Origin of the sequence: Xenophilus sp. Marseille-Q4582 (assembly GCF_916700565.1) — a bacterium.
Taxonomy (GTDB): Bacteria; Pseudomonadota; Gammaproteobacteria; order Burkholderiales; family Burkholderiaceae_C; genus Xenophilus.
Map to the genome: position 1 here is coordinate 583600 of NZ_CAKAKO010000002.1, position 20612 is coordinate 604211.

Consider the following 20612-nt stretch of genomic DNA (forward strand, 5'->3'; position numbering starts at 1 on the left):
GCGGCCCGGCGGGCCGTCAAACTAGGCCGCGGCGCCGCTCAGGCAGGTCTTCATGAAGGCTTTGCGCGCGTCGCCCTTGAGCGACTGGGCGCCCGCTTCTGCGTTGCAGGTCTTCATCTTTTCCTGCTGCGTGGCCTTGGCGGCCGACAGGCACTGCTTCATGAAGGCCTTGCGCGCGTCGCCCTTCTTGTCGCCGGCCTCGGCGTTGCAGCTCTTCATCTTGTTCTGTTGCGCGGTGGGCGCCTTGTCGGCGGGCGCCGCCGGGGCGGCTGCGGGCGCCTGGGCCAGGGCGTTCAGCGACAGGGCGGCGCCCAGGGCCAGCAGAAAGACGGCTTTCTTCATGGTGTTGTTCCTTCCGGTGAGTTCGGCAGGCGGCAAGGGCGCCGCCCGCCCCTCTAACGTACCGCAGCCGCGGCGCGCCGACAGCCGGGCTGCCCCAGGGTTTGCCCCCGATAAAATCGATCGATGCTTACCGTCAAACAGGATCTGCTGGCCGCCCTGGCCGAGGCGCTGGAGGCGCTCGTGCCCGGTGCCGGCGCCAAGGCCGCCTTCGAATCGCCCAAGGTCGCCGCGCACGGCGACTTCGCCTGCACGGCCGCCATGCAGCTGGCCAAGCCGCTCAAGAAGAACCCGCGCCAGCTCGGCGAGGAACTGCGCGGCGCCCTGCTGGCACGGCCGGCCTACGCGCAGTGGGTGGACGCCATCGAGATCGCCGGCCCGGGCTTCCTGAACATCCGGCTCAAGCCCGCCGCCAAGCAGCAGGTGGTCAAGGAAGTGCTGGCGCAGGGCGCCGACTTCGGCCGCCAGCCCGCGCGGGCCGATGACCGCGTGCTGGTCGAATTCGTCTCCGCCAACCCCACCGGCCCGCTGCACGTGGGGCACGGGCGCCAGGCCGCGCTGGGCGACGCCATCTGCAGCCTGCTCGCGACGCAGGGCCGCCAGGTGCACCGCGAGTTCTACTACAACGACGCGGGCGTGCAGATCGACACGCTGACCAAGAGCACGCAACTGCGCGCCAAGGGCTTCAAGCCCGGCGACGACTGCTGGCCGACGGACCCCGAGAACCCGGCCAGCAAGGCCTTCTACAACGGCGACTACATCCAGGACATCGCGAACGACTTCCTGGCGAAGAAGACGGTGCAGGCCGACGACCGCAGCTTCACGGCCAATGGCGACGTCGAGGACTGGGACAACATCCGCCAGTTCGCCGTGGCCTACCTGCGCAACGAGCAGGACAAGGACCTGCAGGCCTTCCAGCTCAAGTTCGACCAGTACTACCTCGAATCGAGCCTCTACACCTCGGGCCGGGTCGAGGCCACCGTCCAGCGCCTGATCGCCAACGGCAAGACCTACGAACAGGACGGCGCGCTGTGGCTCAGGTCCACCGAGTACGGCGACGACAAGGACCGCGTGATGCGCAAGAAGGACGGCACGTACACCTATTTCGTGCCCGACGTCGCGTACCACATCGCCAAGTGGGAGCGCGGCTTCCACCAGGTGGTCAACATCCAGGGCACCGACCACCACGGCACCATCGCGCGCGTGCGCGCCGGCCTGCAGGCGGCCGACGTCGGCATTCCGTCCGGCTACCCCGACTACGTGCTGCACACCATGGTGCGCGTGGTGCGCAACGGCGAAGAGGTCAAGATCAGCAAGCGCGCCGGCAGCTACGTGACCTTGCGCGACCTGATCGAGTGGACCAGCACGGATGCCGTGCGCTTCTTCCTGCTCAGCCGCAAGCCCGACACCGAATACACCTTCGATGTCGACCTGGCCGTGGCGAAGAACAACGACAACCCGGTCTACTACGTGCAGTACGCGCATGCGCGCATCTGCTCGGTGCTGGACAAGGAAGGCGCCGACGTGGCGGCGCTGCAAGGCGTGGACCTGTCGCCGCTGGCCACCGAGGCCGCGCAGCCGCTCATGCTGCTCCTGGCCAAGTACCCGGAGATGCTGACGGCCGCGGCACGCGACTTCGCGCCGCACGACGTGACCTTCTACCTGCGCGAGCTGGCGGCCGCGTACCACAGCTACTACGACGCCGAGCGCATCCTCGTCGACGACGAAACGGTGAAGAAGGCCCGCCTCGCGCTGGTCGCCGCCACCGCACAGGTGCTGCACAATGGCCTGGCGGTGCTGGGTGTGAGCGCGCCGCGCAAGATGTGAGCGGAAAGCATTCATGAGATCCAGACAGAAGGGCAACTTCCTCATCGGCCTGATCGTGGGCGGCGTGCTGGGGCTGGGCCTCGCGCTGGGCGTGGCCGTGTACGTCACCAAGGTGCCGGTGCCCTTCGTGAGCAAGCCGCAGACCCGCAGCGCCGACCAGGACGAGGCCGAAGCCCGCAGGAACCGCGACTGGGATCCGAATTCGCCGCTGGCCGGCCGCCCGCGTGCGCCGGCCGCGCCGGCCCCGGCACCCACCGCCGCGGCGCCCGTGCCCAGCGAAGTGCCGGCCGCGCCGCCCGTCGCCAGCGGCCCGGTGGCCGGCGGCCCGCTCACGGTGCCGGCCCCCGTCACCGTGCCGGCCCCGCCGCCGGCCGCACCGCGCCCGGCCGCGCCCGCGCAGCCGGCCCCGCCGATCACGGTCAATCCGATCCGCCCGGGCGCGCAGGGCTCCGCCTCGTCCGACCCGCTGGGCGATTTCGCGCGCGCCCGCGCCGGTGGCAGCAGCAACAACAGCAGCAGCACGGCGGTGGCCGCCGCTTCGCCGGCGACCACGCCCAGCGACGATCCCTTCATCTACTTCGTGCAGGCCGGCGCCTTCCGCACCCAGGACGATGCCGATGCGCAGCGCGCGCGGCTCTCCATGATGGGCGTGGAGGCGCGCGTGACCGAACGCGAGCAGGCCGGCCGCACCGTCTACCGCGTGCGCGTGGGGCCCTTCGGCAAGAAGGACGATGCCGACCGCGCCAAGAGCCGCCTGGAAGGCAACGGTTTCGAATCGGCGCTGGTGCGCGTGCAGCGATAGGCGCATTCAGTGTGAGGTGCCGGGCGGTGGGCTCGAAGGGCCCGCAGTGCCGGTGAACCGCCACCCGAACATCGGCAGGGAACTCGGCGCTGCGCTCGGGCTCTGTCAGCAGCACAGGAGAAGTATTCCCATGTCCATGAACCGTCGTGATTTTTCGCTGGCTTCGGCCGCCCTGGGGTTGGCGAGCCTCGCCCCCGCCGTCCATGCCCAGTCGGCGCCCTTCGCCGCAGGCGAGGACTACGCCGTGCTCAAGAAGCCCGCGCCCACCGACGCGCCTGCCGGCAAGGTCGAGGTGGTGGAGTTCTTCTCGTACAACTGCCCGCACTGCGCCACCTTCGAGCCTGCGTTGGAGGCCTGGTCCAGGAAGATGCCGGCCAACGCCGTGCTGCGCCGCGTGCCCGTGCCCTTCGTGGGCAGCGACGTGGCGACCAAGCAGAAGCTCTACTACACGCTCGAAGCCATGGGCAAGCTCGACGAGTTGCACATGAAGGTCTTCCAGGCCATCCACGTGGACCGCCAGCGCCTGTTCGGCGATGCTGCCGTGCTGGAATGGGCGGGCAAGCAGCCCGGCATCGACGCCAAGAGGTTCGAGGAAACCTTCAAGTCCTTCGGCGTGGCGGGCAAGGTGCAGCGCGCGGGCCAGCTCACGCAGGCCTACGACATCCCTGGCACGCCGGCCATGGGCGTGGCCGGCCGCTGGTACGTGGACGGCGGCATGGGCAAGACGCTGCCGCGCATGCTGCAGATCTGCGATTACCTGGTGGGGCAGGCGGCGAAGACCTGAAGGTCCCCAAGACCACAGCGCCTTGGCGCCCGTGTCAACCCCTCCGAGCCCGCTGCTGCGGGCTTCGTTTTTTCCGGGGGGCGTCGCCCCAGGCGCTCTTACAATGAACGCAAGTTTCGTGCCTTTATGACTACGCACTTTCCCCCCCGCCTTTCCCGCCTGCTGCGCCCCGGTGCGGCGGCAGTCCTGTGCGCGTTGGCGCTGGGCGGCGCAGGCACGGCGATGGCCGAGCGCGCCGATCGCAACAAGCCCATGAACATCGAAGCCGATGCGATGCGCTATGACGACATCAAGCAGACCACCGTGTTCACGGGGCGCGTGGTGGTCACCAAGGGCACCATCATCATCCGTGGCGCGCGCATCGACGTGCGCCAGGACCCGGACGGCTACCAGTACGGCGTGGTGACGGCCGCGCCGGGCCAGCGCGCCTACTACAAGCAAAAGCGCGACGCCGGTCCCGACGAATGGATCGAGGGCGAGTCCGAAGTCATCGAATACGACGGCCGCGCCGACAACGTCAAGTTCATCCGCCGCGCCGTGATGCGCCGGCTGGTGGGCGCCAAGGTCAACGACGAGACCACCGGCCCGCTGATCGTCTACGACCAGAGCAACGACACCTTCACCGTCAACGGCGCGGCGCTGCCGCCCGACGCCAGCGTGTCGGCCCCGGGCAGCGGCGGCCGGGTGCGGGCCGTGCTGGCGCCACGCGCCGGCACGGAAGGCGCCCAGCCGGCGCCGCCCGCCGCGCCTGCGCCCGGCAACGGGCGCAACCTGCGGCCCAGCACCACGCTGGACGGCGCGCCGGCCACCGAGGGATCCCGCCCGTGAGCGACCCCGTCCTGGACAGCGCCGCAGGCGCGGCGCCCGGCGGCGCATTGGCCGGCGACAGTCTGCTGCAGGCCCGGGGCCTGCAAAAGAGCTACGGCAGCCGCAAGGTGGTCAAGAACGTCTCGCTCGAAGTGCGCAAGGGCGAGGTGGTGGGACTGCTGGGGCCCAACGGCGCCGGCAAGACCACCTCCTTCTACATGATCGTGGGGCTGGTGCGCGCCGATGCCGGCAGCATCACCATCGACGGCGAGGACGTGGCGCACATGCCCATCCACCGCCGTGCGCGCATGGGCCTGTCGTACCTGCCGCAGGAGGCGTCCATCTTCCGCAAGCTCAGCGTGGAAGACAACGTGCGCGCCGTGCTGGAACTGCAGCGCGAGCCCGACGCCGGCGGCCGCCTGCTGCCGCTGAGCAAGGCGCGCATCGAGGAGCGCCTGTCCGAGCTGCTGGCCGACCTGCGCGTGGACCACCTGCGCGCGTCGCCTGCATTGGCCCTGTCGGGCGGCGAGCGCCGCCGCGTGGAGATCGCGCGGGCGCTGGCCACGCAGCCGCGCTTCATCCTGCTGGACGAGCCCTTCGCCGGCATCGACCCGATCGCGGTGATCGAGATCCAGAACATCATCAAGCTTCTGAAGGAGCGCGGGATCGGCGTGCTGATCACCGACCACAACGTGCGTGAGACGCTGGGCATCTGCGATCACGCGTTCATCATCAGCGACGGGCAAGTGCTGGCACAAGGCACGCCTTCGGAGATCGTCGACAACGCCGAGGTGCGCCGCGTGTACCTGGGCGAGCACTTCCGCATGTAAGCGGCCCGTTCCGTATGAAGCAGGGCCTGTCTCTTCGCGTCTCCCAGCATCTGGCGCTCACGCCGCAGCTGCAGCAATCGATCCGGCTGCTGCAGCTGTCCACGCTGGAGCTGAGCCAGGAAATCGAGCAGATGCTCGACGACAACCCCTTCCTGGAACGCCAGACCGAAGAGGCGACGCGCGAGGAATTCGGCGTCGACCAGGCCGATGCGCCCGCGCCGCGCGAAGAGCGTGAAGACGGTGCCGACCATGCGTCGCCCGCCACCAGCACCAGCTCCACCGAATCCACGGCCGAGTCGGCGTCGGAGACCGACAGCGCGGCGTCGGACGCCCCCGAGTCCGAACCCGACTGGGATGGCGACGGCACGACCGACATCGCGGCCGATGACAGCGAGTGGGGCGGCGACGCGCCCGCGCGCAACAACGGCACCGGCGACGACGAGCGCGCCGACGCCACCGAACTGGCGCGCAGCCAGGAGTCATTGCAGGACCACCTGCACCGCCAGGCCCTGGCGCTGCGCCTGTCGCCCGAGGATTCGGCCGCGCTGCGTTTCCTGATCGAATCCCTCAACGAAGACGGTTATCTCGAGGATTCGCTGCCGGCACTGGCCTCGGGCCTGGCCGGCGACGACAACGACGAGTTCGACGAACTGGTGCACCACTTCCAGGTGGCGCTGGGCCTGCTGCAGAGCCTGGAGCCGGTGGGCGTGGGCGCGCGCGACCTGGGCGAATGCCTGGCCATCCAGCTGCGCGCGCTGGCGCGCGAGCAGGAGGAAGAGGGCACGGACGACGAGGACGCCGAGGCGGTGATGAAAGTGGCGCTGGCCATGTGCAAGCAGCCGCTGGACCTGCTGGCCAAGCGCGACTTCAAGCGGCTGGCCGCGCTCACGCATGCACGCGAGGAGCATGTGCGCCAGGCGCTGCAGCTGATCGCACGGCTGGAGCCCAAGCCGGGCCGCAAGTTCGTGGACGTGGAGCGCAACGTCATCGTGCCCGACGTGATCGTCACGCGCACGGGCCGCGGTGCCCACATGAAGCTGCGCGTGCAACTCAACCCCGACGTGATGCCGCGCCTGCGCGTGCACGACATCTACGCCGGCGCGCTCAAGTCGCACAAGGGCGAGGGCAGCCAGGCGCTGGGCCAGCGGCTGCAGGAGGCGCGCTGGTTCATCAAGAACATCCAGCAGCGCTTCGACACCATCCTGCGCGTGTCCAACGCCATCGTCGAGCGGCAGAAGAACTTCTTCGTGCACGGCGAGCTGGCCATGCGCCCGCTGGTGCTGCGCGAGATCGCCGACGAGCTGGGCCTGCACGAGTCCACCATCAGCCGCGTGACCACCGCCAAGTACATGGCCACGCCCTTCGGCACGGTGGAGCTGAAGTACTTCTTCGGCTCGGCCCTGGGCACCGAGACCGGCGGCAACGCCTCCAGCACCGCGGTGCGCGCCCTGATCAAGCAGTTCGTCGGCGCCGAAAGCGCCAAGAAGCCGCTGTCGGACAGCCAGATCTCCGAGATGCTCAAGGAGCAGGGCATCGAGTGCGCGCGCCGCACCGTCGCCAAGTACCGCGAGGCGCTGCGCATCGCGCCGGCGAACCTGCGCAAGGCGCTGTAGGGCCTGCCCTCCGCCCGCGCGCCGTCAGTGCTGCGTGACGACGATGGGCGCGCCTTTCGTGATGATCATCGTGTGCTCGTACTGCGCGGACAGGTTCCCGCGGGCGCCGGCCAGCGTCCAGCCGTCGGAGGTCTCGGTGACGGTGCGGCTCTTGGTCGACAGGAAGGGCTCGATGGTGATGACCATGCCTTCCTGCAGGATGCGCCGGTCCGCGGGGTCGAAGTAGCCGGCGATGTGGTCCGGCGCCTCGTGCAGTGCGCGCCCGACGCCGTGGCTTCCGAGGTTCTCGATGACCTTGAAGCCGTACGCCTTCGCGGTGCGCTCGATGGCCCCGCCGATGCCGTTGACCGGCTGCCCCGCCCGGGCGCGCTTCATGGCCTCGGCGAGCGCCGCGCGGGTAGCGTGGCACAGGCGCGTCTTCTGCGCAGTGGAGGGCGGCACGACGGTGGTTCCGCCGGTGTCGGCGAAATAGCCGCCGAGTTCCGCAGACACGTCGACGTTCAGGACGTCGCCGGCCCGGATGACCCGGTCCCCGGGAATGCCGTGCGCCGCCTGCTCGTTGATGCTGATGCACGTCGCGGCCGGGAAGCCGTAGGTCAGCCTCGGCGCCGACTGCGCGCCGTGCTCCTCCAGGAGCCGTTCGCCGAGCCGGTCGAGTTCGCGGGTGGTCATGCCGGGTTCCGCGGCATCGAGCATCCGCTGCAGCGTCAGCGAGACGATCCTGCCGATGCGTTTCAGTGCGACGACGTCGTCTTGGGTTTCGATGGTCATGAAGGGTCCTGTTGCGTCGGGGCCGATTCTGACCCGATGCCGGCGCCGTGAAAACAGCGCCGCCGGGCCGAGGTCGAAGCTCGCGCCCGGCGGCGGCTGGAATGGGACGCCTCAGCCTTCGTCCAGCAGATGGCGCTTGTCGGCCACGTCGGCCCAGGCGTCGGCATCGGGCAGGGCCCCGTGGCCGCGGACGATCAACGGCCAGACCTTGGCGAGCCGCGCGTTCAGCGGCAGGAAGTCGCGCTGGTCCGGCGGCGTGTCCTCGTCGAAGAAGATCGCGTGCACCGGGCACTCGGGCACGCACAGGGCGCAGTCGATGCAGTCGTCGGGGTCGATCGCCAGCATGTTCGGCCCCTCGCGGAAGGCGTCGACGGGGCAGACCTCGACGCAGTCCGTGTACTTGCAGCGGATGCAGGCCTCGGTGACGACGTGGGTCATCGCGCGGGCCTGCCCCGAATCAGCGGGCTGCGGGCTGCAGCAGCGGGTCGGCGTGTCCCGCCGCGCTGCGCCCGGCCAGGCCCAGCACCACCTGCCAGGCCATCGCGACCGCGCCGACGATGAACACTACGTCGCCGAAGGTGCGCACCCAGCGCAGCGTCACCAGGATCGGCTGCTGCATGAAGGCCTCGCTGCGGGCGTACCACAGGCCCTCGGTCACGCTGGCGTGGAATTGGATGAAGCCGATCGGCAGCAGGCTGGTGGCGATCATCAGCACCAGGCCGGCGTTCAGGCCCCAGAAGGCGGTCTTCATCAGCCCCTCGCTGAACACGAACTGCGGCCGCACGTAGCGCAGCACCAGCAGCGTGAAGCCCAGCGCCAGGAAGCCGTAGACGCCGAACAGGGCCGAGTGCGCGTGCACGGGCGTGGTGTTCAGGCCCTGGATGTAGTACAGCGAGATCGGCGGGTTGATCATGAAGCCGAAGACGCCCGCGCCCAGCATGTTCCAGAAGGCCACGGCGACGAAGCAGGCCAGCGGCCACTTGAGGTTGGCCATCCACGGCGCGCGGGTCTTCAGGCGCGAGTTCTCCCAGGCCTCGTGGCCCAGCACGATCAGCGGCACCACCTCCAGCGCGCTGAAGGCCGCGCCCACCGCCATCACCGGCGTGGTGGTGCCGGCGAAGTACAGGTGGTGGAAGGTGCCCGGGATGCCGCCCAGCAGGAAGAGCGACGCCGAGGCCAGGCTGGCCGAGGTGGCCATCGACCGCGACACCAGCCCCATGCTGCTGAAGACGAAGGCCAGCGCGGTGGTGGCGAAGACCTCGAAGAAGCCCTCCACCCACAGGTGCACCACCCACCAGCGCCAGTACTCCATCACCGACAGGCTGGTGCGCTCGCCGTAGAACAGGCCCGCGCCGTAGAACAGGCCGATCGCGCCCACCGAGGCGGTGAGCAGGGCCAGCAGGTTCTTGTCTTCCTTCTTGCCCGATGTGCTGCGTGCGAACAGCGCCGGCAGCACGCCGCGCAGCATCAGCACCAGCCACAGCAGGATGCCGACCCACTTGAGGATCTGCCAGATGCGGCCCAGGTCCACGTACTCGTAGCCCTGGTGGCCGAGCCAGAAGTTCCATTCGGCCGGCATCCTGTGCGCGATGGCCAGCCAGTTGCCGACGAAGGAGCCGACGCACACGAACACCAGCGCCCAGAACAGCACGTCCACGCCCAGCTTCTGGAACTTCGGGTCCTTGCCGCCGTTGATGACGGGCGCGAGGAACAGGCCCACGGCGAGGAAACCGGTGGCGATCCAGAACAGCGCGCTCTGGATGTGCCAGGTGCGCGTGAGCGAGTAGGGGAACCACTGCGACACGTCGATGCCGTAGAACTGCTGGCCCTCCAGCGTGTAGTGCGCCGTGAAGCCGCCGATGAACACCTGGAAGACGAACAGCGCCACCACCAGGAACAGGTACTTGCCCAAGGCGCGCTGCGAGGGCGTGAGGGCGAAGGTCGTGAGCGGGTCGCGCGCGGGGGCGGCGGGCTGCGGCTCGTCGTGCCGGCGCAGGAAGGACCAGCCCCACACCAGGAAGCCCACGCCCGCCAGCAGCACCACCACGCTGGCGATCGACCAGACCACGTTCTCGCTGCTGGGCACGTTGCCGATCAGCGGCTCGTGCGGCCAGTTGTTGGTGTAGGTCACCTTGCTGTTCGGGCGCTCGGTGGCGGCGGCCCAGGCAGTCCAGAAGAAGAAGTGCGTGAGCTGCTGGCGCCGCTCGGCGCTGGGCAGCGTGTTCTCCTTCATGGCGAAGCTCTCGCGGCTCTTCTTCAGCGCGGGCGCGTCGGAGAAGAGCTGGTCGTAGTAGGCGGCGACCTGGGCGATGGCCTCGGCGCGGCGCTCGCTCACCACCAGCCTGTTCTCGCCGTCGACGCGGTTGCCGCGGTACTCGGCGCGCAGCTCGGCGCGCAGCGCGCCCTGGCGGCTGTCGTCCAACTCGGCATAGGGCTTGCCGTGGCGCTCCTGCGCGGCCAGGTCGAGCCAGGCGCTCAGCTCGCGGTGCAGCCAGTCGGCCGTCCAGTCGGGCGCCTGGTAGGCGCCGTGGCCCCAGATGGAGCCGAGCTGCATGCCGCCCACCGACTGCCAGGCGGTCTGGCCGTCGAGGATGTCCTTCTCGGTGAACAGCGCCTTGCCGCTGCTGCTGGCCACCTGCGCGGGGATCGGCGGCGCCGAGCGGTAGATGTCCGCGCCGAAGTAGCCCAGCAGCGAGAACATGACGATGCACAGGCCGATCAGCGTGTACCAGTGCTTCTTGTAGGGACCCATGGTGTCTTCTCCTCGTGGGATGCGTTCAGTGCACCTGCGCGGGCGCGAAGCGCTCGAACAGGATGTTGTTTTCGGTGTGGATGTGCGCCATCAGGTCCTCGCGGAAGGTGCGCAGGCCGGCGTACAGCGCGCGCCAGGTGGTGCAGGCGCCCTGCGGCGCGGCGATGTCGTTCGTCAGCTCGGCCAGGCGGCGCAGCTCGGCGCCGTGGCTGTCGTGCTCCGCGCGCATCACGCCGATGGGCATGCCCGCCATGCGGCCCTGGCCGCGGGCGAACATGGGGAACAGTACCGCTTCCTCCTTGCGCATGTGGCTCTCCAGCTCCTGCGCCATCGCTTCCAGGTGGTCGGCCAGGCCGTGCGGGCAGTCGGCGCGCTCGCCGTGCACCTGCTCGACCTTGCGCGCCAGGCGGATCAGCTCGGGCAGCTGCTCGCGGTGCACCGCGTGGTAGCGCGCCAGGATGTGGTCGACCAGCTCGGTGTCGGTGGCCGTGCTCCAGTCCTGCGCGGCGCCGGCCTCGGTGCGCTGCTGCAGCGCCTGCAGCTCGGCGGCGATCGGCTCGGCCGCGATGCCGAGGTCCTGCGCCGCCGTGCGCAGCGTGCGGTTGCCCGCGCAGCAGAAGTCCAGGTGGTGCTGGTCGAACAGGCGCGTCGCGCCCGGGATGCGGCGGGCCAGTTGGCCCAGCGATTGGTCGAGGTAGTCCATGGGGGTCTCCTTGGTGGGGTGGGTACGTGGGGCGCCGGCCTGCTCAGAGCTTCCGGGGCTTGTAGACGCCGGGCACGCCCTCGCCGGTGACTTCGAGCACGCCGACCGCGCCCTTGGCGGTGCGCGAGAGCGCGTGGTCCACCAGCAGGTAGCTGCCGGGGTGCTCGACCTTGAGCTCGACGATGGTGGCGCCGCCCGGTGCGACCAGCGTGGTCTGCACGTCGTTCTTCAGGCCGGTGAGCGAGGCCTCGCTGTAGACCTTGTCGAAGATCTCGCCGATGACGTGGAAGGAGGCCACCTTGTTCGGGCCGCCCACGCCGAAGTAGATGCGCACCGTCTCGCCGACCCTGGCCTGCAGCTTGTGCGTCTTGCTGAGCGCGCCGACGGCGCCGTTGAAGACGTAGTAGTCGGGCAGCTCGTTGGACATCTTGTCCAGGTCGGGCTCCTGGTGCACCTTGGCGCCGAAGGGCCGGTGCGTGTACATGTCGCCCTGCATCACGTAGTACTCGCGGTCCACCTTGGCCAGGCCCGCCTCGGGCTCGACCAGGATCATTCCGTACATGCCCGCGGCGATGTGCTGCGGCACCAGCGGCGTGGCGCAGTGGTAGACGTACAGGCCGGGGTTGAGCGCCTTGAAGGTGATGGTCTTCTCGGTGCCCGGCGCCACCTGCGTGTGCTCGCCGCCGCCGTGGCCGCCGGTCACCGCGTGCAGGTCGATGGAGTGGATCGCCTTGCTGTCCTTGGCGTTGGCCAGCGTCAGTTCGATGGTGTCGCCGACGCGGGCGCGCAGCATCGGGCCGGGCACCTGGCGATCGAAGGTCCAGTAGGTGAAGCTGGTGCCGTCGTCGAGCTTGCCGGCCAGCTCCACCGTCTCCAGGCGCACCTTCTGCGTCTGCGGCGCGCGCGCGCCGATGGCCGGCGGCACCTTGGCCGGATCGGCGGAGACGTCCACCGCCGCCGGGTCGGCCCCGCGCTGCGGCACCGGCGCGGGCGTGTACAGCGCCAGGGCCGCGTCGGTGGAGGCGCGGGCCGGGCTGGCGGCCACGGCCTCGCCCGTCACGCGCAGCTTGCCCTCCATGCCGATCTGCCGGTGGCCGGGCACCGAGCAGAAGTAGCTGAACTCGCCCGGCTGCGTGACCTGGAAGCGCACGCTCTGGCGGCCGGTGCCCGCGCTGAACTTGGGCGAGGCCACGTTCAGCTCGGTGATGACCAGGTCGTGCTCGGCGCCCTCGCCGCTGTCGAGCAGGATCTCTACCGTGTCGCCCACCGCCGCGTTCAGCGTGGGGTTGACGGCGCCCTTGTCGTCCACGTAGACCATCTTGCCGTCCACGATGTTGGTGTGCAGCACGAAGCGCTTGACGGCGGCCTGCGCGGCCTGCGCCGGGGTGGCGGCGGGCGCGCCCGCCTGCTGGGCCGGGACCGCCGTCGCGCACACCAATGCGGCGATGGCCACGGCGATGGGGAGAAGACGTCGCGGGGACATGATGAAACTCTCTCGGTCGGTTGTGTGGATGCCTTCTTCCTTGCATGGCGCGCGCCAGAAAAAATCCCTTTGCATTCAATGGGTTGTAAAAGTGATGGTTAAAATCACCATTGCTCAAGAAGGTCATAAAGACCCTGAGAGGTATTTATCACCATGAACCCCGTCCACGCCCTGCTGCTGGCCGACCTGGCGGCCGACCTGCCGGTGGCCGTGCGCTCGCAGCGGCTGGTCGAGACCTTGCGCCTGCACTTCCGCTGCGGCGCGGTGGCCCTGCTGCGGCTGGACGGCGAGGGCGAGCTGCTGCGCCCCGTGGCGGTGGACGGCCTGACCAGCGACGCGCTCGGCCGGCGCTTCGCGATCAAGGAGCACCCGCGGCTGGCGGCCATCCTGCAGCGGCGCGAGGTCACCTGCTTCCACCACGACAGCGGCCTGCCCGACCCCTACGACGGCCTGGTGATCGAGCGCGCCGGCGAGCCGCTGCACGTGCACGACTGCATGGGCGTGGCGCTGGACCTGGAAGGCCAGCGCTGGGGCGTGCTGACGCTGGACGCGCTGACCGTGGGCACCTTCGACGAGGCCATGCAGCTCGAACTGGCGCAGCTGCAGCCGCTGGTCGAGGCGGCCGTGCGCGTGTCGCGGCTGGAGCTGGCGCTGCGCGCCGCCGCGCAGCAGTCGGCCGGCGTGCTGGCGGCCGGCGGCGCGGCCTCGCGCGAGGAGGGCGAGATCGTCGGCCAGAGCGAGGCCATCGCCCACCTGCTGCACGAGCTGCAGGTGGTGGCCGACTCCGAGCTGCCCGTGCTGCTGCTGGGCGAGACGGGCGTGGGCAAGGAGCTGTTCGCGCACCGGCTGCACCGCCTGTCGCGGCGCGCGCGCGGGCCGATGGTGCACGTCAACTGCGCGGCGCTGCCCGAGTCGCTGGCCGAGAGCGAGCTGTTCGGCCACGTGCGCGGCGCCTTCTCCGGCGCAGTGGGCGACCGGCCCGGCCGCTTCGAGGCGGCCGAGGGCGGCACGCTGTTCCTCGACGAGGTGGGCGAGCTGCCGCTGGCGATCCAGGCCAAGCTGCTGCGCACGCTGCAGAACGGCGAGATCCAGCGCCTGGGCGCCGACCAGCCGCGCAAGGTGAACGTGCGCGTGATCGCCGCCACCAACCGCAGCCTGCGCGACCAGGTGCGCGACGGCGCCTTCCGCGCCGACCTGTACCACCGCCTGTCGGTCTACCCGATCCCCATCCCGCCGCTGCGCGAGCGCGGCAGCGACGTGCTGCTGCTGGCGGGCCGTTTCCTCGAACTCAACTGCGCGCGGCTGGGGCTGCGCAGCCTGCGGCTGTCGGCCGCCGCCGAGGAGGCGCTGCGCAGCTACCCCTGGCCGGGCAACGTGCGCGAGCTGGAGCACGTGATCAGCCGCGCCGCGCTCAAGGCCGTCAGCCGCGGCGCGGCGCGTACCGACATCGTGACCCTGGCGCCGGAGCTGCTGGACCTGGACCCGTCGGTGCTGCCGCCCGCGCCGCCGGGTGCGGCGCCGCTGCCGCCCGCCGCCGTCGCCGGCAGCCTGCGCCGGCAGGTCGAGGCCTGCCAGCGCCAGGCGATCCACGAGGCGCTGGCCGCCCACCAGGGCCACTGGGCCGCCGCCGCGCGCGCGCTCGGGCTGGACGCCAGCAACCTGCACAAGCTGGCGCGCCGGCTCGGCCTGAAGGCCGCCGGCCGGCCCGCGGCGACAATCGCCACCCCGCCGACCGCCGCCGCTTCGTGAACGACCTTTCCCTTTTCCTGCCCTGCGCCGCCGGCGTGGAGGACTTCCTTGCGCAGGAGGTGCATGCCATCACCGGCCGCGCCGGCGCCGACCTGCAGGTGCTGCGCGCCGGCGTGCGCGTGCACGCCGCCTGGCGCGACGTGCTGGCGCTCAACCTCAAGAGCCGCCTCGCGCAGCGCGTGCTGGTGGAACTGGCGCACGCCCCCTACCGCAGCGAGGACGATCTGTACGCGGCCGCCGGCGCGGTCGCCTGGGAGGCCTGGTTCACCCCGCGCCAGACCTTCAAGGTCGAGACCACCGCCGCCGGCAGCCCGCTCAAGAGCCTGAACTTCGCCACCCTGCGCATCAAGGACGCGGTCGCCGACCGCTTCCGCGCCCGGGCCGGCGGCGTGCGGCCCAGCATCGAGACGCGCAGCCCCGACGTGCGCGTGTTCGCGCACCTCGCGGCCGACCGGCTGAGCCTGTCGATCGACACCAGCGGCGAGGCCCTGTTCAAGCGCGGCTGGCGCACCGACAAGGGCGATGCGCCGCTCAAGGAGACGCTGGCCGCCGCCATGCTCGCCGCCAGCGGCTGGTGGGACCCGGAGACCGGCGCCGTGGCCGACCTGCCCCTGTACGACCCTTGCTGCGGCAGCGGCACGCTGCCCATCGAGGCCGCGCAGATCGCCGCCGGCCTGCCCGCCGGCGGCCAGCGCCGCTTCGGCTTCGAGCGCCTGCTGCCGCACCGGGCCGAGCCGTGGGCCGCCCTGCGGGCCGAGGCGCAGGCCGCGGCCACTGCGGCGGCGATGCGCGAGGTACTCATCTTCGGCAGCGACGTCTCGCACCGCATGGTCGACTTCGCGCAGCGCAACGCCGAGCGCGCGGGCGTGGCCGGCCGCGTGCAGTTGCGCGGCGGCGACGCGCTGCAGCGCATGCCGCCCTCGGAGCGGCCCGGCGTGATGCTGCTGAACCCGCCCTACGGCGAGCGCATCGCGCCCGGCGGCTTCGCCGGCGCCGGCCGCGGCGCGCGCGAGACGGCGCAGACCGGGGACGACGGCGGCGAGTTCTTCGCCCGCCTCGCCGCCCACTGGAAGAAGCACTACGCCGGCTGGACCGCCTGGGTGCTCACGCCCGACATGAAGCTGCCGCAGCGCATGCGCCTGAAGGAGTCGCGCCGCGTGCCGATGTGGAACGGCCCCATCGAGTGCCGCCTGCTGCGCTTCGACATGGTGGCCGGCTCGGCGCGCGAGAAGCCGTGACGCACGCGCCCGCCGTCGTCCTCGACACCAACATCGTGCTCGACCTCTTCGTCTTCGCCGACGAGGCGGCGGCCGGTTTGCGCGCTGCGCTGGAAGCGGGGGCGCTGCGCTGGATCGCCACCGCCGAGATGCGCGGCGAGCTGGCCCGGGTGCTGGCCTACCCGCAGATCGCGCCGCGCCTGGCGCACCACGCGCTCAGCGCCGAGGCGGTGCTGGCGCGCTTCGACCGCCATGCGCGCATCGCCGAGCCGGCGGCCAAGGCCCCCTTCACCTGCAAGGACCCGGACGACCAGCGCTTCGTCGACCTGGCCGCCGCGCACGGCGCCTGGCTGCTGAGCAAGGACAAGGCCGTGCTCGCTCTGGCGCGCCGGCTGGCCCGCGTGGGCGCCACGGTGGCGCCGCGCTGGCCTCAGCCGTAGTCCACCTCGTCGCGGTACGCCGGCTCCTTGCGCAGCGCCCAGTAGGCGTCGTGCAGGCGCTGCGTGACGGGGCCGGGAAAGCACGGCAGCGGCACGCCGTCGAGCTTCGCGATGGGCAGCACGCCGCCGCCGGTGGAGCTGAGGAACACCTCGTCGGCCGCGCGCACCTCGGCCACCGGCAGCGGCGCCACCCGCAGCGGGATGCCCAGCTTTCCGCACAGCTCGATCACCGTGCGGCGCGAGACGCCTTCCAGCACGCCGCGGTCGGCCGTGCGCACCTCGCCGTCCTTGACGATGAAGACGTTGAAGCCCGGCCCCTCGGCCACGTTGCCCTGCGCATCGACCACGCAGCTCGTGTCGCGGCCGCGGTCGTAGGCGTCGAACAGCGACTGCACCAGGTCGATCCAGTGGTAGTTCTTCACCGTCGGGTCGACCGACTCGGGTGCGATGCGCACGCGCTCGCTGATGTGCAGGTCGATGCCCTCGCGCTGCTTGTCGGGCGAGGCGATCCACACGTAGGGCAGGGCATAGGCGTAGAAGCGGTTCTCGGCCAGCCGCGGGTCGCGCGCGCCGTACTTCGTGGGAGGCGGCACGCCGCGCGTGCACACCATCGCGACGTAGCAGTCCTTCAGGCCCGAGGCGCGCACGCAGCCGTGCAGGATGGCGCGCAGCGCCTCGCGGCTGTACGGGATCGACATGCGCATCTTCTCCAGGCTGGCGAAGAAGCGGTCCATGTGCGTGTCGAGCCGGAAGAAGGCGCCCTCCCAGGTGCTGGCCACGTCGTAGGTGGCGTCGGAGCGGGTGAAGCCCCAGTCGAACAGCGAGACCTTCGCTTCCGACAGCGGCACGTAGGCGCCGTCGGCGAAGGCGCAGCCGCCTTCGTGCAGGCCGGTGGGCGGGGTGGGAGGCAGGGTCATGGCGGATGTCCTCGGGGGCGTCGTGTCAGGAGCTGGATGCCGGGCTCAGGTGCCACTGCGCCAGCAGCCGCGCCACCGCGCGCACGCGCTGGGTGTCGCGGCCCCAGCGGCGCCCGCGCGGCAGCCGGCGCAGCCAGCGCATGCGCTGCGCCGCGATGGCGATGCGGTGGCGCACCTCGGGGTCGGCCGGCGCCAGCGCGGCGTGCCAGTCGGCGCGCGCGGCCTGCGGCGCGGCGGCGTCGATCAGCAGCGCGGTGGAATGCAGGTAGCTCAGCCAGTCGCGCGCCTGGCATTCGGCCAGCGACAGCACCTCGCCCGGGTCGTCCTCGAAGTCGATGAAGCCGATCACGCCGTCGGGGCAGTGCATGAGGTTGCGCGCGAAGGCCTGGCTCAGGTAGGCGCCGCGCGCATGCACGGCCGCGATGGCGCGCAGCCCTTCGCGCCAGGCGGCCAGCAGCGCGACCGGGCCCTGGGCCACCGCCTGCTCCAGCCGTTCGTTGAACACGGTCGCGGCGCGGCCCTCCTGCCCGAGGTCCGAGATCAGCAGGCCCTCGCGCGTTTGGGCCAGCACGCGCGGCACGCGCAGGCCCGATTCGGCCAGCGCGCGCAGGCGGCGCGCTTCGGTGGCGATGGCGGCTTCCCCGCCCAGGTTGGGCACGGGCGTGAGCATGTCCAGCCGCAGCGTGCGCGCGATCAGCGCCAGCAGCCGGTAGCGCAGGCGGCTGTGGCGCGGCCCGGCCTTCTTGAGCCACACGCGCTCGCCGCCGATGCGGTGGGCGGCCACGCCCGTGGCCTGCTGCGGCAGCATGCGGCGCAGGAAGGCGCTGTAGTCCTCATGGCCCGGCGCGGGTTCGGGCTGTGCGCCCAGGGCGGCGGGCGTGCTCGCGGGGCCGCGTCGGGCCTGCGGGCTGCGCGGTCGTCGCAGCGGATTCATGCGTGTCCTCTCACGCCCGCGACGATAGCAAAGTGCGCACCGCCCGCTTTCGCCGGCGGGACCGTCCGCTTTGCGGCCCCAGCGTGGCCGCGGGGCTCAGGCCGCGGCCGCCAGCGCAGCCGGCGCCGCGGGCACGGGCAGCGGCTGCGCCTGGAAGCTGTGCGCGCTGGCCAGCGGCCAGTAGCTGCGGAACACGTTGTGCTGCGCGTCCAGCGGGCCCAGCAGCGCGCCCGGCTGCACCTGCATCACCAGGTTCGACAGCAGCCGCACCTCGGTGTCGGAGATGCGCCGCACGATGTGGTGGGCCGTGATTTCCTGCGGGTGGGACAGCCCCGCGGCCTGCACCAGCTCCTGCAGCGCATGCAGCGTGGCGCGGTGCAGGTTGTGCACGCGGCTGGCCTTGTCGGGCACCACCAGCGCCTGCTGGCGCCGCGCATCCTGCGTGGTCACGCCCGTGGGGCAGTGGCCGGTGTGGCAGGCCTGCGCCTGGATGCAGCCCAGCGCCATCATGAAGCCGCGCGCCGAATTGCACCAGTCGGCGCCCAGCGCCATCATGCGCGCGACGTCGAAGGCCGTGATCACCTTGCCCGCGCAGCCGATCTTCACGCGCTGGCGCAGGTTCACGCCCACCAGCGTGTTGTGCACCAGCGAAAGCCCTTCCTGCAGCGGCACGCCCACGTGGTCGATGAACTCCACAGGGGCTGCCCCGGTGCCGCCCTCGGCCCCGTCGACCACGATGAAGTCGGGCGTGATGCCGCTTTGCTGCATGGCCTTGACGATGGCGAACCATTCCCAGGGGTGGCCGATGCACAGCTTGAACCCCACCGGCTTGCCGCCCGACAGTTCGCGCAGCCGCGCGATGAAGGCCATCATCTCCAGCGGCGTGGAAAAGGCGCTGTGGGACGAGGGCGAGATGCAGTCCACGCCCACCGGCACGCCGCGCGCGGCGGCAATTTCGGGCGAGACTTTGGGGCCGGGCAGCACGCCGCCGTGGCCCGGCTTGGCGCCCTGGCTCAGCTTGATCTCGATCATCTTCACCTGCGGGTCGCGCGCGTTGGCGATGAAGCGCTCCTCGCTGAAGCGGCCGCGCTCGTCGCGGCAGCCGAAGTAGCCCGAGCCGATCTCCCAGATCAGGTCGCCGCCGTGTTCGCGGTGGTAGGCGCTGATGGAGCCTTCGCCCGTGTCATGCGCAAAGCCGCCCAGCTTGGCGCCCAGGTTCAGCGCGCGGATGGCGTTGGCCGACAGCGCGCCGAAGCTCATCGCCGAGATGTTGAACACGCTGGCGCTGTAGGGCTGGGCGCAGCCCTCGCCGATGGTGATGCGGAAGTCGTGGCTGGGGATCTGCGTCGGCACCATCGAATGGTTGATCCACTCGTAGCCCGTTAGCGACACGCTGAGCTGCGTGCCGAAGGGGCGGTTGTCCGGGTCGCCCTTGGCGCGCTGGTAGACCAGCGAGCGCTGCGCGCGCGAGAAGGGCGCGGCTTCGGTGTCGCTTTCGATGAAATACTGCCGCATCTCGGGGCGGATGTACTCGAGCAGGAAGCGCAGGTGGCCCGCGACCGGATAGTTGCGCAGGATGGCGTGGCGGGTCTGGCGCAGGTCGTGCACGCCGGTGGCCGTGAGCACGCCGAACACGGCGGCGCCCAGCCAGGCGCCCCAGGCCAGCGGCAGGCGCAGCAGCACGGCCAGGCTGGCCAGCAGGCCGGCCACGCACAGGCCGAAGACGGTGTAGCGCGTGAACAGCAGGCGCATCAGGGAACGCATCGGGGCTCCGTGGGAGAAGTCGGTGAACCGGGCGCCGCATGATAGGACGGACAATGGCACGCATCATGACGACCCCCAACGCCTCCTCCAGTGCCCCCGAAGCCCAGGCCACGGCCGCGCTGACCCCCGAAGATTTCGATGCCCTCGACGACGCGCTCGACGCCATGCGCGCGCATGACGACGACGTGCCGCAATGGGAGTTCTGCGAGGGCTTCATGACGGCGCTGATCTGCACACGCCGCGAGGTCGGTGCGGACGAATACTGGCCGGCCCTGTTCGGCCCCGAATTCTCGCCCGCGCAGCACATGGAATTCGTGTGGCGCTGGAAGCGCCGCTGGGCCGAGATCCGGAATGCGCTCGACGCCGAGAAGGTGGAGTCGCTGGACGACGAACGCTGCTTCCAGCCCGAATGCCTGGACCTGCGCGGCGCCATCGCGGCCTTGCCCGCGGAAGAGCGCGAGCAGGCGGTCACGGGCGATGGCGAGCTGCCGTCCTTCGCCCAGGTGTGGGCGCTGGGCTTCCTCGCGGCCGTCGAGCACTGGTCCGAGGACTGGGCGCCGCCGCGCGACAAGGAAGTGGCCGAGATGCTGGCCGATGGCCTGGAAGCCATCGAGGTGCTGGCCGGCGACGACACCGCGCCGCCCGCGCTGTCGATGTACGACGAGAACGGCCCGCCCACGGTGAGCGAGCAGCGCCTCAACGATTTCGGCGAAGCCATCTGGGCCGTGTACGACCTGCGCCAGCTCTGGCGCAGCCTGGGCCCGCGCGTGCAGGCCGTGCGCCGTGCCGACGAGCCCGGCCGCAACGACCCCTGCCCCTGCGGGAGCGGCAAGAAGTACAAGAAGTGCCACGGGGCCTGAGCGCAGGCCGCCGCTGTCCG

General features: G+C 71.0%; 19 protein-coding genes. 10 read left to right on the forward strand and 9 right to left on the reverse strand.

Features of this window, described 5'->3' with window-relative positions; all coding sequences use genetic code 11:
* Positions 1-21: 21 nt before the first annotated feature.
* Positions 22-342 carry a PsiF family protein gene (locus LG388_RS07935; protein WP_225782319.1) on the reverse strand — a complete coding sequence of 107 codons (321 nt, stop codon included), beginning with the start codon at positions 340-342 and terminating at the stop codon, positions 22-24.
* Between the two features lie 123 nt (positions 343-465).
* Here LG388_RS07935 and argS point away from each other — a divergent pair, with 123 nt between their 5' ends.
* The 6 genes from argS (at position 466) to LG388_RS07965 (ending at position 7002) form a co-directional block, all read left to right on the forward strand.
* The gene (gene argS, locus LG388_RS07940; protein WP_225782320.1) at positions 466-2166 is read left to right on the forward strand and encodes an arginine--tRNA ligase; all 1701 of its coding nucleotides are present in this window, start codon (positions 466-468) and stop codon (positions 2164-2166) included.
* A gap of 13 nt (positions 2167-2179) precedes the next feature.
* Positions 2180-2968, forward strand: a complete 789-nt coding sequence (locus LG388_RS07945; protein WP_225782321.1) for an SPOR domain-containing protein — start codon at positions 2180-2182, stop codon at positions 2966-2968.
* A 136-nt stretch (positions 2969-3104) separates the two neighbouring features.
* Positions 3105-3752 (forward strand): thiol:disulfide interchange protein DsbA/DsbL, encoded by a 648-nt coding sequence (locus LG388_RS07950; RefSeq protein ID WP_225782756.1) that lies wholly within the window; start codon positions 3105-3107, stop codon positions 3750-3752.
* A 126-nt stretch (positions 3753-3878) separates the two neighbouring features.
* Positions 3879-4580, forward strand: a complete 702-nt coding sequence (gene lptA, locus LG388_RS07955) for a lipopolysaccharide transport periplasmic protein LptA (protein ID WP_370630120.1) — start codon at positions 3879-3881, stop codon at positions 4578-4580.
* 47 nt (positions 4581-4627) lie between these two features.
* The gene (gene lptB / locus LG388_RS07960) at positions 4628-5389 is read left to right on the forward strand and encodes an LPS export ABC transporter ATP-binding protein (protein WP_225782757.1); all 762 of its coding nucleotides are present in this window, start codon (positions 4628-4630) and stop codon (positions 5387-5389) included.
* 14 nt (positions 5390-5403) lie between these two features.
* Positions 5404-7002 carry an RNA polymerase factor sigma-54 gene (locus LG388_RS07965; protein ID WP_225782323.1) on the forward strand — a complete coding sequence of 533 codons (1599 nt, stop codon included), beginning with the start codon at positions 5404-5406 and terminating at the stop codon, positions 7000-7002.
* A gap of 24 nt (positions 7003-7026) precedes the next feature.
* Here the strand turns inward: LG388_RS07965 and map are convergent, their stop codons facing one another.
* From map to nirK, 5 genes are all read right to left on the reverse strand, one after another.
* Positions 7027-7773 carry a type I methionyl aminopeptidase gene (gene map / locus LG388_RS07970; protein ID WP_225782324.1) on the reverse strand — a complete coding sequence of 249 codons (747 nt, stop codon included), beginning with the start codon at positions 7771-7773 and terminating at the stop codon, positions 7027-7029.
* A 111-nt stretch (positions 7774-7884) separates the two neighbouring features.
* Positions 7885-8211, reverse strand: a complete 327-nt coding sequence (fdxA, locus tag LG388_RS07975; RefSeq protein ID WP_225782325.1) for a ferredoxin FdxA — start codon at positions 8209-8211, stop codon at positions 7885-7887.
* 19 nt (positions 8212-8230) lie between these two features.
* Positions 8231-10525: a nitric-oxide reductase large subunit gene (locus tag LG388_RS07980; protein ID WP_225782326.1), complete on the reverse strand. Its 2295-nt coding sequence runs from the start codon at positions 10523-10525 to the stop codon at positions 8231-8233.
* Positions 10526-10550: 25 nt separating this feature from the next.
* Positions 10551-11228, reverse strand: a complete 678-nt coding sequence (ytfE, locus tag LG388_RS07985) for an iron-sulfur cluster repair protein YtfE (protein ID WP_225782327.1) — start codon at positions 11226-11228, stop codon at positions 10551-10553.
* Positions 11229-11271: 43 nt separating this feature from the next.
* Entirely contained in the window at positions 11272-12711 is a 1440-nt protein-coding gene (gene nirK, locus LG388_RS07990; protein WP_225782328.1) for a copper-containing nitrite reductase, read from the reverse strand.
* Positions 12712-12864: 153 nt separating this feature from the next.
* Here nirK and norR point away from each other — a divergent pair, with 153 nt between their 5' ends.
* The 3 genes from norR to LG388_RS08005 are packed head-to-tail and all read left to right on the forward strand — an operon-like array spanning position 12865 to position 16117.
* The gene (norR, locus tag LG388_RS07995; RefSeq protein ID WP_225782329.1) at positions 12865-14460 is read left to right on the forward strand and encodes a nitric oxide reductase transcriptional regulator NorR; all 1596 of its coding nucleotides are present in this window, start codon (positions 12865-12867) and stop codon (positions 14458-14460) included.
* The gene (locus LG388_RS08000; RefSeq protein ID WP_225782330.1) at positions 14457-15698 is read left to right on the forward strand and encodes a class I SAM-dependent RNA methyltransferase; all 1242 of its coding nucleotides are present in this window, start codon (positions 14457-14459) and stop codon (positions 15696-15698) included. The genes norR and LG388_RS08000 overlap by 4 nt, the downstream gene beginning before the upstream one ends.
* Positions 15695-16117 carry a putative toxin-antitoxin system toxin component, PIN family gene (locus LG388_RS08005; protein ID WP_225782331.1) on the forward strand — a complete coding sequence of 141 codons (423 nt, stop codon included), beginning with the start codon at positions 15695-15697 and terminating at the stop codon, positions 16115-16117. The genes LG388_RS08000 and LG388_RS08005 overlap by 4 nt, the downstream gene beginning before the upstream one ends.
* Here the strand turns inward: LG388_RS08005 and LG388_RS08010 are convergent.
* From LG388_RS08010 to LG388_RS08020, 3 genes are all read right to left on the reverse strand, one after another.
* Entirely contained in the window at positions 16108-17034 is a 927-nt protein-coding gene (locus LG388_RS08010; protein WP_225782332.1) for an aminotransferase class IV, read from the reverse strand. The genes LG388_RS08005 and LG388_RS08010 overlap by 10 nt on opposite strands.
* 25 nt (positions 17035-17059) lie before the next feature.
* On the reverse strand, positions 17060-17968 hold the full coding sequence (locus LG388_RS08015) for a hypothetical protein (RefSeq protein WP_225782333.1): 909 nt from the start codon (positions 17966-17968) through the stop codon (positions 17060-17062).
* Positions 17969-18064: 96 nt separating this feature from the next.
* A complete protein-coding gene (locus LG388_RS08020) occupies positions 18065-19732 on the reverse strand; it encodes an FMN-binding glutamate synthase family protein (protein WP_225782334.1) in 1668 nt (555 codons plus the stop codon).
* Positions 19733-19797: 65 nt separating this feature from the next.
* Here LG388_RS08020 and LG388_RS08025 point away from each other — a divergent pair, with 65 nt between their 5' ends.
* The gene (locus LG388_RS08025; protein ID WP_225782335.1) at positions 19798-20592 is read left to right on the forward strand and encodes a YecA family protein; all 795 of its coding nucleotides are present in this window, start codon (positions 19798-19800) and stop codon (positions 20590-20592) included.
* Positions 20593-20612: the final 20 nt, after the last annotated feature.